Origin of the sequence: Rosenbergiella gaditana (genome assembly GCF_018494065.1) — a bacterium.
Lineage (GTDB): Bacteria > Pseudomonadota > Gammaproteobacteria > Enterobacterales > Enterobacteriaceae > Rosenbergiella > Rosenbergiella gaditana.
In genome coordinates this window covers 1-12,545 of sequence record NZ_JABBFR010000004.1, presented here as the reverse complement: position 1 = coordinate 12,545, position 12,545 = coordinate 1, and the positions used below count along the sequence as shown (strand labels likewise).

Annotated in this window: 11 protein-coding genes; 7 read left to right on the top strand and 4 right to left on the bottom strand. The window is 45.9% G+C overall.

Going from position 1 to position 12,545, the window contains the following annotated elements; all coding sequences use genetic code 11:
• Positions 1 to 6 precede the first annotated feature (6 nt).
• From HH682_RS03925 to HH682_RS03900, 6 genes are all read left to right on the top strand, one after another.
• Complete coding sequence (locus HH682_RS03925; protein ID WP_214236329.1) at positions 7 to 1,353, top strand: nucleobase:cation symporter-2 family protein; 1,347 nt, start codon at positions 7 to 9, stop codon at positions 1,351 to 1,353.
• Positions 1,346 to 2,698, top strand: coding sequence for an 8-oxoguanine deaminase (locus tag HH682_RS03920; protein WP_214236328.1), 1,353 nt, complete (start codon positions 1,346 to 1,348; stop codon positions 2,696 to 2,698). Before HH682_RS03925 ends, HH682_RS03920 begins: the two co-directional genes overlap by 8 nt.
• A 28-nt stretch (positions 2,699 to 2,726) precedes the next feature.
• Entirely contained in the window at positions 2,727 to 3,992 is a 1,266-nt protein-coding gene (locus HH682_RS03915) for a TonB-dependent receptor (RefSeq protein WP_214236327.1), read from the top strand.
• 157 nt (positions 3,993 to 4,149) lie between these two features.
• A complete protein-coding gene (locus HH682_RS03910; protein WP_214236326.1) occupies positions 4,150 to 4,734 on the top strand; it encodes a YceI family protein in 585 nt (194 codons plus the stop codon).
• 120 nt (positions 4,735 to 4,854) lie between these two features.
• Positions 4,855 to 5,508 carry a DUF421 domain-containing protein gene (locus HH682_RS03905; protein WP_214236325.1) on the top strand — a complete coding sequence of 218 codons (654 nt, stop codon included), beginning with the start codon at positions 4,855 to 4,857 and terminating at the stop codon, positions 5,506 to 5,508.
• 38 nt (positions 5,509 to 5,546) lie between these two features.
• A complete protein-coding gene (locus HH682_RS03900) occupies positions 5,547 to 6,080 on the top strand; it encodes a lipocalin family protein (RefSeq protein ID WP_214236324.1) in 534 nt (177 codons plus the stop codon).
• On the opposite strand, the gene HH682_RS03895 is transcribed toward HH682_RS03900, so the two are convergent.
• From HH682_RS03895 to HH682_RS03880, 4 genes are all read right to left on the bottom strand, one after another.
• Positions 6,071 to 7,042 (bottom strand): D-cysteine desulfhydrase, encoded by a 972-nt coding sequence (locus HH682_RS03895; RefSeq protein ID WP_250318544.1) that lies wholly within the window; start codon positions 7,040 to 7,042, stop codon positions 6,071 to 6,073. The two genes, HH682_RS03900 and HH682_RS03895, sit on opposite strands and share 10 nt — an antisense overlap.
• Before the next feature lie 14 nt (positions 7,043 to 7,056).
• Positions 7,057 to 9,834, bottom strand: coding sequence for a DNA polymerase I (gene polA, locus HH682_RS03890; RefSeq protein ID WP_214236323.1), 2,778 nt, complete (start codon positions 9,832 to 9,834; stop codon positions 7,057 to 7,059).
• Positions 9,835 to 10,167: 333 nt separating this feature from the next.
• Positions 10,168 to 10,794: a thiol:disulfide interchange protein DsbA gene (dsbA, locus tag HH682_RS03885; protein WP_214236322.1), complete on the bottom strand. Its 627-nt coding sequence runs from the start codon at positions 10,792 to 10,794 to the stop codon at positions 10,168 to 10,170.
• A 25-nt stretch (positions 10,795 to 10,819) separates the two neighbouring features.
• Positions 10,820 to 11,806: a serine/threonine protein kinase gene (locus HH682_RS03880; RefSeq protein WP_214236321.1), complete on the bottom strand. Its 987-nt coding sequence runs from the start codon at positions 11,804 to 11,806 to the stop codon at positions 10,820 to 10,822.
• A 95-nt stretch (positions 11,807 to 11,901) separates the two neighbouring features.
• On the opposite strand from HH682_RS03880, the gene mobA reads away from it, so the two are divergent.
• Complete coding sequence (gene mobA, locus HH682_RS03875; protein WP_214236320.1) at positions 11,902 to 12,459, top strand: molybdenum cofactor guanylyltransferase MobA; 558 nt, start codon at positions 11,902 to 11,904, stop codon at positions 12,457 to 12,459.
• Positions 12,460 to 12,545: the final 86 nt, after the last annotated feature.

Here is a 12,545-nt window from a genome sequence, read left to right as displayed (position 1 = left end):
GAGCCGATGCAAAAAACAAATGATGAACCGCTACTTTATGGTCTAAACGATCGTTTACCTTTCATACCCGCTGTATGTACTGCCGTCCAGCATATGTTGGCGAGTATTGTTGGGATTGTGACACCGCCCTTAATTATTGGCAGTTCACTTGGCCTCACGCAGTGGCTTCCTTATTTAATCAGTATGTCATTATTTGCTTCAGGTGTTGGAACGGTGATCCAAGCAGTACGTTTTCGTAATATCGGGGCGGGGATGATCTGTCTACAAGGTACCAGCTTTGCGTTCTTAGGCGTTATTATCGCAGGGGGGCTAGGGCTTAAGCAGCAAGGTGCCACATCAGAACAAATCCTAGCCATGATTTTTGGCTGTACCTTGGTTTCGGCCATGATTCCACTGATCGTCAGTCAATTTATGCATACCTTCTCGCGGTTATTAACCCCGCTGGTAACCGGTATCGTTATTGTGCTGATCGGTATCAGTTTAATTAAGGTCAGTATTACCGATTGGGGGGGTGGGGTTGGTGCAGCAGATTTTGCAGCCCCGCATCATCTCGGGTTAGGGCTGTTTACGCTCTTAATCATTGTGCTGATGAACTGTAGCCGCCGCCCTTGGTGTAAACTTTCCAGTATTATTGTAGGCATTGTTGCGGGAACCCTTCTCGCATCAATCTTAGGTAAATTCCATCCGCAGTTTAGTACCGGCCTACTCCCTTCTGTTCCTATCCCGTTTCGTTTCGGCTTGAACTTTTCGTGGTCTGTTTTTATTCCTATCGCTTTGGTGTCACTGATTTCAATAATCGAAACAGTGGGCGACCTTACCGCAAACTGCATGCTCTCAAAACAACCTGTGGTCGGCCCTGATTTTCAGAAAAGGATACGTGGCGGAATCCTTGGTGATGGCGTTAGCTGCTTAGTGGCGGCAATATTTTCCTCATTCCCTAATACAACCTTTGCTCAGAACAATGGGGTGATCCAAATGACGCAAGTCGCCAGCCGCTATGCGGGAATATGGATCGGCGCGTTATTTATTGTTCTGGGGCTATTCCCACAATTTAGCCAGTTACTTGAACAACTGCCCAAACCTGTGCTCGGTGGCGCGACATTAGTCATGTTCGGCAGTGTCGTGGCAGCGGGCATTCGTATCATGACACGAGAAAGCTTAGATAGCCGCAGTATGCTGATTATTGCCCTTGCTTTCGGGGTTGGATTAGGGATTGAGTCGAAACCAGATTTTCTCCAAGCGATGCCTCAGTTCTTCCAAACTCTGTTTCAAAATGCGGTAACCAGCGGCGGCTCACTGGCTATTTTACTCAATTTACTGTTACCCACCTCGAAGGATAGAAACGATGTCTGACCGTCTATGGATTAAACAACCCTTAGCCTGTTTTGATGGGACCGAACAAATTGAAACCAATGGCATCGTCATTGAAGGGGGGAAAATTGTTGAGGTTCTCGCTGCTGAGCAACTGCCGTCACGCCCTTACGATACAATTTTTGATGCGCGTCAGCACGTGGTATTGCCTGGGCTGATCAATACCCACCATCATTTCTATCAAACCTTGACCCGAGCTTGGGGCCCGGTTATCAACCAACCTCTTTTCCCTTGGTTAAAAACGCTCTATCCGGTTTGGGCCAAATTAACGCCGCAAGCGTTACGTCTTGGGAGTGAGGTGGCCTTAGCCGAACTCCTACTTTCTGGATGCACCACCACCAGCGATCATCACTATCTTTTTCCAGTGGGAATGGAAGAAGCGATTGATATCCAAGTCGCTGCGGTGAACCACCTCGGTATGCGGGCAACATTGAGTCGCGGATCAATGAGTTTGGGAGAAAAGTCCGGTGGATTACCACCAGAACACACCGTACAAGCGGCCGAGGTTATTTTACAAGATAGCCAGCGGCTAATTGAGCGTTACCACGATATGCAAGACGGGGCGATGATTAACATTGCCCTTGCGCCCTGCTCACCTTTTTCAGTGACGCCTGAAATCATGAAGCAAAGTGCGAAACTGGCTGAAGAAAAGAACGTCCGCTTACATACCCATTTGGCAGAAACATTAGATGAAGAGGCATTTTGCCTAAAGCTTTTTGGCTTGCGTACCGTTGATTATTTAGATTCTGTGGGATGGTTGAGCCATCGTACCTGGCTTGCTCATGGTATTCACTTCAACGATGAAGAAATTTACCGTTTAGGCAAAGAAGGCGTTGCCATTAGCCATTGCCCAGTTTCTAATATGCGGCTTGCTTCTGGCATCTGCCGAACACAGGAGCTGCTACAAGCCGGAGCCACCATCAGTTTAGGGGTGGATGGATCTGCCTCGAATGATGCATCAAATATGATGTACGAAGCACGACAAGCACTTTATTTACAACGGTTGCGATACGGCACGCAAACGATTACGCCAGAATTAGTATTAGGTTGGGCAACACGAGGCGGTGCGAAAACGTTAGGGCGGGAAGATATAGGGGAAATTAAAGTCGGTAAACAAGCCGATTTAGCACTATTCACATTAGAAGATATACGTTTTAGCGGTAGCCACGATCCGCTAGCCGCTTTGCTGCTCTGTGGCGCTGAGCGTGCTGATCGCGTCATGATAGCGGGGAATTGGCGAGTCATAGAGGGGGTAATAGTCGATTTAGACCTCCCGAGACTCCTTAACCATCACCGCAAAGCCGCTAAACATTTGATCAATTTATAATAATTTTTTTATTTAGGTACGGAATAACATGCATACACACTCATCATCAGCTCATCGCACTCGCGGTATCACCCGTTATTTAGTATTGACCGCGTTTATGCCCGTTCTTGGCTACGCCGCCACCGCAGACAATAGCTCAGCCCCGACGCTCGAAGAGGCCATAACTCAAGGTAAAGTCAGCGGTAGTCTACGTTCAATGTACTACTCGACCCATAATGCCTATTTTGCTCAGGGTTTGAATCAAGACACTATCAGTTACGGTGGTTTTCTAAAATATGAGACGGCGCCGCTCGATGGCTTTAACCTCGGGATCAGTGGAATATTTGTGCGCGGTATCAATCATGGCGCAGCCAGTCAGACCGTCAGTGAACTCGGCGATAACCAAACCAATATCGGTGAAGCATGGTTGCAGTGGCGTAGTGATGATTTACGGATCACCGCAGGTAATCAACAACTCGATATTCCCTTCTTAGGAAATTACGACTGGCGTATAACGCCGATGATTTATCAAGCGATTGATGCCGAATATGGCCAGGGCGAAGATTTTATCCGGGCAACCAAAGTATTCCGCTACAAGTCTTGGGGTTCGGATCGTCAACAACGTTATACCGCTTATGGCTCTGACGAAAAAACTCATGGTATGTGGTCATTGGGCGCCGGACATCATTGGGATTTTAACGATGTTCACCTGAACGGCGTCGCATGGTACGAAAATTATAACGATTACAGTGATATTTTCTATACCGAAGGTCATGCCCAATGGAACCAAGCGCCCTTACAGCCAGATTTCGGTATCCAGTATCTTCGCGGTACCGGTAACGGGAAAGATTTAGCTGGACCAGTGAACAGCCAAAGCATTGGCTGGCAACTTTCTGTAAACCTGCTGAGTAATCTAAACTGGAAATTCGGCTACGACTATCTGGCGAACAATGCCAGTGGTCATCAATATCCTCTTGTGACCCCTTATGCACATAACGCCTCTTCCGGTCCTTATTTTGCCCAACCTTTCTTCACCAGTACTCAAGACTTAGGGAATGGTAATGCTTGGGCCACCAGCTTGAATTATAGCGCGACGGAGCAAGTGACCGTTGGAACCCGCTACTCATGGATGGATCTTAAACCGTCAAACAGTAGTGGGAGCTTACGCCAGTCTGAGTACTTAATTTATGGTATTTATAGCTTTAGCGGTGCACTGAAAGGCCTTAGCTTGACCGATTTTGTCGGCGTGCAGACTTCACCACTGTATAAGAAAGATTTCTGGCAAAACCGCGTTACACTGCAATACGATTTCTAAAACTTCGGGTGCCTATCCAGGCACTCATACTCTTTTTGTTATATCTGTCCTAATTTTGAACAATTTATTTGAACAAAGAGAACAAAACTCTTAACTATCTGTTATCTGATAAATAAGTCATGCTTAATTAACTCACTCTACATAGGATAGAAAAATAATGAAAAAAATGCGCTCTCTTCTCTTACCTATCATTGCGGCCGGCACTTTATATAGTACTGCATCCCAAGCAGCGACAGTCGACTACCAATTGGATGCTGCCCATACGTCCATCGTTGTCAGTTGGGACCACTTCGGTTTTTCTCATCCTACCGCTGATATCCCTGGGGCAACTGGGGTGATTAAATTCGATCCACAGCATCCGGCTACCTCATCCGTACAAGTCTCTATTCCGGTGAGTAATATCGATACCCATGTCCCGGCCTTAACCAAAGAGTTCCAAGGCGGGGATTATTTTGATACCACGAAATATTCCACGGCAACCTTCACCAGTACTAAAGTGATCCCTCGCGGTGAGCACAAGTATGATGTCCAAGGGAATTTAACGCTAAAAGGTGTCACAAAACCGGTAACGCTTCATGCCACGCTCAATAAGATCGGTGAGCATGCCATGGTAAAGAAGCAAGCGGTAGGCTTTGATGCTAGCGGTACATTACAACGTTCAGCCTTCGGTATTGATAAATATGTTCCTGCGGTGAGCGATGCGATTAGCCTGAGCATTTCGACAGAAGCCTACGCTAAGTAGCGTTATCCCCATTCCCAATAAGATCATTTTATTGGGAATAATTTCTTTGTATCTCTTCTCTGGTCGAGAATTTGTATTATCCTTAATGTCATTCATTGATAATATTAGTAAGGATAATTTGTGGGATATTACGAGTTCACTTTCCTCAAATTACTGATTGGATTCTGCGTACTTATTGCTCACCTCAATCTTACCGGTAAGACCCAACTTTCACAGATGACCCCGATCGATTTTATCGGAAACTTCGTGCTGGGGGGAATCATCGGGGGGGTGATCTACAGTGATACCATCCCCCTGCAACAGTATGTCATTTTACTCCTTCTGGGTGTGTTACTCATTAGCGCATTAAATTTTGCGAGTAAGCACATCTCGGCAATACGTACTATTACCATTGGCGACCCGATTCCCATCATGAAGAACGGTAATTTCATTCTTGAAAATGTTTTAAAAAGTCGAAACAAACTCGATATCGTAAGCCTAACCTCACAACTTCACTCCCTAGGCATCAATTCTTTTGAAGAAGTGCGTTACGCACAAGTCGAGCCCGGCGGACAACTGAGCGTCATCACTAAAGAAGCGACAATGTTTTCGGTATTGGTAATTAAAACCGGTGAAATTCGCCAACATGGCCTAGAAATTATCGAAAAAGATGAGGAGTGGCTAACGTCTAAACTCGAGCAAAAATCAATATCTGTGGAAGATGTATTTTTAGGCGAGTTTTGGAAAAGCGAATTAGTCCTCCATCTGTACAACGGGACTAAAGAAATACTTTAACGACACTCAATGATTACGGTAGAAAGAAGGCAATAGAGATGAAATATAAACTGCTATTACCCCTCATTGGTTTGGGTTCTCTCGCATTATTGTCGGCCTGTCAAAATTTGACGCCACCCGCAGGCGTTAAACCGGTCACACAGTTTGATATCGAGAAATACCAAGGTAAGTGGTTTGAAGTGGCAAGGCTTGAGAATCGATTTGAAAAGGGCTTAACCCACGTCACGGCGACCTATCATTTACAAGATGACGGTACCGTCACCGTTATTAACCGTGGGTTTAACCCTAAAAAAGGTCAATGGTCCGAGAGTATCGGCAAGGCCCGCTTTACCGGTAGCAACCACCTTGCGGCATTAAAAGTCTCGTTTTTCGGGCCTTTTTATGCAAGCTACAACGTGATTGCTTTGGATGACGATTATCAAACCGCTTTGGTCTGCGGGCCAGATAGAAGTTACCTATGGATACTCTCCCGCCAGCCCCACTTAACGCCTGACTCGCGTCAAACGTTATTAATGAAGGCCAAACAGGCGGGATTTGCTATCGACCAATTACTCTGGACCGGTCAAGAGTAGGCAAAGAGCGCGGGGGAACCCCCCGTATGGATAAATAGCAGTGGGCCAGCTTGTGAAAAACGCTGGCTACTGATACCGGTTAACAACCCTGCCATCGCTTTGGCTGTATAAACGGGGTCAAGGAAGATCCCTTCCAGCTGTGCCAGTAAATTCAATGCATCGTTACCCGTATCATTGGTGTATCCGTAACCGGGTGCATAGAAGTCATCCCAAAGTTCTATAGGCTGTTTTAATGTTACGCCAAGCATCTCGGCAATAGATTGGCGCAGTGCTTCGACAATAGGCTGTTGCTGAGCGCTACTGCGCGAAACCGTGACACCAACCAAGGAAACGTGCGGCAGATAATGTTCTAAGCCCACCGAAAGTCCGGCATGGGTTCCACCACTGCCTGATGCAACTACCACCGCAGCTAAATCTGGGATATCGGTAACTTGATGCAAAATTTCTTGCGCACAGCCGATATACCCCAAGCTTCCAAGGGTGTTCGACCCTCCCACTGGAACAATGTAGGGACGAAAACCTTGCGCTTGCAATAACTCTGCTTGCGTGACGAGCTGTTCAGCGAGAGATAGCCCGACTTGTGCAGGGATAACATTCACCCCCAATAGGTCTAATAATAAGCGGTTACCATTTTGCTGATAACTGTCACTCGCTTCCTCTAAAGGATTTTCTAATATCGCCATACATTTTAGGCCAAGTTTCGCTGCAACTGCGGCAGTCTGCCTAACATGATTTGACTGAATAGCCCCCGCAGTGAGCAAAACATCGGCTCCTTCTTGTAGGGCTTCTGCTGCAAGATACTCTAATTTGCGCAGTTTATTCCCCCCCAATCCTAGGGGGGTGAGGTCATCACGTTTAATATAAATATCTCGCTCCGCGTAGTCGGAAAGCCGCGGTAAGTACTCAATCGGTGTCGGCGCGCCAACCAGTTCTATTTTCGGGTAATTATCGATCAACATCATTTTTATCTTCTCGCTTAATGCGCCTGATCCCAGTTATCACCAAGACCCGTATCGACTTGCAGAGGCACCGCTAGCGTGACGCAATTTTCCATGATCTCACGGACTTTTTGAGTCGCGGTCTCCACTAAATCTTGATGAACTTCAAATACTAATTCATCGTGTACTTGCATGATCATCTTGATACGATTCGGATCTTGAGTGGCCAACCAGAGATCAACACCGATCATCGCACGCTTGATAATATCCGCCGCCGTCCCTTGCATTGGCGCATTGATTGCTGCACGCTCCGCGGCTTTACGACGAATCGCATTACTTGATTTGATATCCGGTAAATAGAGTCGGCGACCTTCAATGGTTTCAACGTATCCTTTTTCAGCCGCACTTTGCCGAGTGGTTTCCATATAGGTCAACACACCCGGGTAGCGCTCAAAGTAGAGATCCATATACTTTTTCGCTTCACCGGGGGCAATACCTAATTGGCGCGATAACCCGAACGAACTCATACCATAAATCAGACCAAAGTTAATCGCTTTAGCACTGCGGCGCTGCTCTCCGGTGACCTTGTCTAAGGGGGTACCAAAGACTTCTGAGGCAGTGGCCCTGTGTATATCCTCACCTTGTGCAAAGGCCTCTAATAAGCCTTTATCTTGAGAGAGATGCGCCATAATCCGAAGTTCGATTTGCGAATAGTCAGCTGCCAAAATTTTATGATCAGGCGCGGCAATAAACGCCTGACGAATACGACGTCCCTCGTCATTACGCACCGGTATATTCTGTAGATTAGGATCGGTCGAAGAAAGCCGCCCCGTCGCCGTGACCGCCTGATGATAAGAGGTGTGTAAGCGCCCAGTGACTGGACTAATCATTAGAGGAAGCTTATCAGTATACGTCGACTTTAACTTCGAGAGACCACGATGCTCAAGAATCACTTTAGGTAAGGGGTAATCTAGCGCTAGCTCTGCCAGCACCTCTTCACTGGTTGAAGGTGCGCCACCAGGGGTTTTCTTCGTCGGCTTAATTCCTTGCTTTTCAAATAGAATCGTCTGTAACTGTTTAGGTGAGGAGAGGTTAAAACTTTCTCCTGCCAGCTCGTGGGCTTTTTTCTCCAGCTCCTCAAGACGTTGAGCAAGTTCTTGAGAGTGTGCCGAAAGAATCAGTGGCTCAATCAGTACACCATTACGTTCGATTTTCGAGATGACTGGGACGAGTGGCATCTCAATCTCGCTGAATATTTTTTTAGGACCAGCTTCTTTTTCTAATAATGGCCAAATTTTCTCATGCAGTTGTAGCGTCACATCCGCATCTTCGGCAGCGTAATGGGCTGCCTGTTCAAGTGATATTTGATTAAAGGTTAACTGTTTTTTCCCTTTACCCGCAATTTCCTCAAACGTGATCGTCTTATGGCCTAACCAACGCTGCGAGAGGCTATCCATATCGTGCTTACCTGCCACACTGTTATAAAGATAAGATTCCAGCATCGTATCAAAGCGAATCCCTTTTAACTCAATCCCATAGTTGAGTAACACACCACGGTCGTACTTCAGGTTCTGACCCACTTTTGCCAAATTTTCATCTTCTAACAATGGCTTAAATTGAGCTAGCACTTCATCACGGTTCAATTGCTCAGGCGCATCTAAATAGTCATGAGCAAGGGGTAAATAGGCGGCTTGACCGGCAGCTGTCGCAAAGGATAGACCGACAATTTCTGCCGAGTAGGAATCAAGAGAAGTCGTTTCTAAATCAAACGAGAAAAGCTCACTGCTTTCAAGTTTCACAAGCCATTGATCAAGCTGGGCCTGTTCAAAAATCGTTTGGTAATGATCAGAGCATAAACTGACTTCAGCAACTGCAACAACGTCCACAGGTGCGCTATTTTTCGCACTTGATACCGGCTTGCCGCTTAACCAGCTATTGTTCTCCACATCACTTAACCAGCGCTTAAATTCAAAACGTGCAAACAGCTCAAGGAGAAGCTTTTGGTCTAAGGGAGCGACATTTAATTGCTCACAGGTGAGGTCTAGCTCAACGTCGGTTTTTATCGTGGCGAGCTGATAAGAGAGCATAGCCATTTCTTTATTCTCAGCCAGTTTTTTCCCCATCGTTTTCGCACCGCGAAAACTTAAGCTGGCAACCTTATCGAGATCGTCATAGAGGGTGTTTAAGCCACCCAACCCTTGCAATAAAGCCTGAGCAGTTTTTTCACCGACACCCGGCACACCAGGGATGTTATCGGACGAGTCACCCATCAGGGCTAAATAATCGATGATTAGTTCAGGTGGGACACCGTATTTTTCTTTAACTTCTTCAGGCCCAAGAACGGTGTTATTCATGGTATTGATTAGCGTGATATGGGAACTTACTAGCTGTGCCATATCCTTATCGCCGGTGCTAATCAGCACATCACGTCCTTCGCGCTCCGCTTGCCGAGCGAGCGTCCCGATAACATCATCAGCCTCGACGCCCGAAACCGCGAGCAGAGGTAAACCCATCGCTTTAACCATTTGATGCAGCGGTGTTATTTGTGACCGTAGATCATCCGGCATCGGTGGACGATGAGATTTATATTCAGCAAACAGCTCATCACGAAAGGTTTTCCCTTTGGCATCAAAGACTACCGCAACATGGCTGGGTTGATATTGCAGTAATAAGCTTCGCAACATGTTCAGTACGCCATACATCGCCCCAGTCGGTTCCCCAGCAGCATTGGTGAGCGGGGGAAATGCATGAAATGCACGGTAGAGATAAGAAGAACCATCTATTAGGATCAGCGGGTTTTGTGCGATTTGAGCCATAGGTATTAATTTCTGAGTTGAGCCGTGGATGAGCGATAGCATGCCACAGAATAGAATAAATGTTGAACATGTCAGCGACTGGCATGATCACATAAAGAAAATGGAGCCTAAGATCCTGTGGATAACTCTGTGGATCTATTTATTGCGTTAATTACAGATTGATCGAAATATACAATCGATCTATAGAAAAGTCATTTAAAACAATATGTTAAATTATAACTTTGCTTTTTGCTTACATTGTCACAGCGTTATACTTCTGTGAATAAAATGATCGAGTTTTTAATTCGAAACAGAATAAACCTCTGAACACCCTAGTATTCAGAGGTCTTAGGCTTATTTATTCAGTAAAAACTTTGTGACGTTAACATAGTCAGCCGAGAAGTTAGGTAATGAGCTGGTATCAAGTCCTGCATTATTGATCTGGTATTTACCGTTAATAAAGAGTGCAGGCACACCGCTGAGATTAAAATCAGTGGCCGCTTTTTCTTGCTGACTGACTAGTGCTTTAACCGCAAAACTGTTCCACGCTGAGTCATAGGCTTCAGAAGTGATGCCGGCCGCTTTGATGAAGGCCTCTTTTAAGCTCTGTTGGTCTTTGATCGTCTGAGATTTTTGCAGGCCTTCAAAGATAGGATCCATCACTTTATCTTCAACGCCAAGCGCCATAGCGACTGCCCAAGCATGAGTAAAGATTGGACCGTAATCGCCACCCAAGAAGTCAACGTGATAACGGGTTAATTTCACATTTGCAGGCAGACCTTGTTCAACTGCTTGGTTGATTTTGTAGGTATTTTCGAACTCATAGCAATGTGGGCAGAAAAACGAGAAAAATTCGACGACTTTTGGCGCGCCATTAACTGGTTTTTCAATTACTTGATACTGCTTACCTTCCGTAAAAGTTGCTGCCGAAGCGCCAAAGGCAAGCATCGCCCCAAAAAGAGCAAATAATACTTTTTTCATTTTTTACTTATCTCCAAATTATCATTCAAAATTGAGGCATAATCAGTGATGGGGGCGATTGCAATAACGCGATCTGCGCTTTGATTTCTGCAATCTGCCGATACCAGAAATCGGCCTCTTCAAACCAAGGAAAAGCTTTAGGAAAAGCAGGATCTTGCCAACGTCTGACTACCCACGCTAGATAATATACCATGCGCATCACACGTAAAGGCTCAATCAGTGACAATTCATTAATGTTGAACTCGGTCAGCTCTGTATAGCATTCTAGCAGAATATCCCATTGGACTCGTTGCTCATTCAGGTCGCCGCTAACTAACATCCAAAGATCTTGTACGGCAGGGCCATTACGCGCATCGTCTAAATCGACAAACAGCGGTCCATCTCGCCAAAGAATATTACCGGGATGGCAATCACCGTGTAAGCGTAAAGATTCCCAGTCCGTATGCCATACTTGGGTTAATTGTGCCCCTAACTCAGTCATAACAGTGATGAAATCCGCTCTTAATGCCGCAGGAATCAATGGCGTTTCCTGCAACAAAGCAAGAGGTTGATGAAAATATTCATCGAGGCCAAAGGTTGGCCGATAGTGAAATTGACGTTGCCGTCCGACCTGATGGATACGCGCTAACGTTTGGGCCGCTCGTTCAAGATGATCGTAATTATCAATCTCATACTGTCGCCCTCCCATACTGGGAAAAAGCGCGAATCTTATTCCTTCTGTTTGCTGCAGTGTCGTGCCTTGAAAGCTTAGCGGAGCAGCAACAGCAATATTGGCATCAGCAAGTTCTTGCGTGAACTGATGTTCTTCTTGCAGTTGATCGACCGACCAACGCTGTGGACGGTAAAACTTAGCAACGTAACGTTTACGGTCTTCGTCACTAAATTGCCAGACACGGTTTTCATAGCTATTGAGCGGGGTTAACCCGGAGTCAACGCGTATCCCCGTATTCCATAACGAGTCTAATACAGTTTCGGGATCGAGAGTTTGGAAATCGAAGCTCGGTTGGATCATAATCTCTGCAATAATATAAAAAGCTGAGCAGCAGGATAACATCAACACTGCTTAGCAGTCCGATTATTTGAGCTATTTATTGAGAGGGACTCACTGTGATTAGTGGCATTATTTTGGCGGGCGGCGCTGGACGTCGTATGAAAGGGAAAGATAAGGGGCTTGTGCTATGGCACAAGAAAGCGTTGATCGACCATGTTATCGAAAATTTTTCTCCCCAAGTCACCTGCCTAGTCGTCAATGCTAATCGAAATATCGCTCTTTACCAACAACGTGGTTTTCCTGTGATCCAGGATAAGGCGCTGCAATTGCTTGGGCCCTTAGCCGGTATTGACGTCGGTTTAGAAGCAATACAAACAGAGTGGCTTGCAGTGGCCCCTTGTGACAGTCCTTTGTTTCCGAGTGATTATGTGCAACGACTTTACGACTTTGCACAGTGTAATAAGCTAGCGCTGACTTGGGTTCACCAAAATGGCCAAGATCATCCGCTTTTTTGCCTTATTCACCGAGAGTTGCAGGAGGCATTGAACGATTTTCTTTACCAGCAGGGAAGACGAAAGGTATTAGATTTTTTTAATAGTCACGGTAGAGCCATGATATTTAGCGAGGATGTTCCTCACTTTGCTAACTTTAATGATGAAGAGTCGTTAAAGTAATTATTAAGACAATGCAAAAAGGCCATCCGTAAGGATGGCCTTTTTGTCTTATTGGATGCCTGGCAGTTCCCTACTCTCGCATGGGG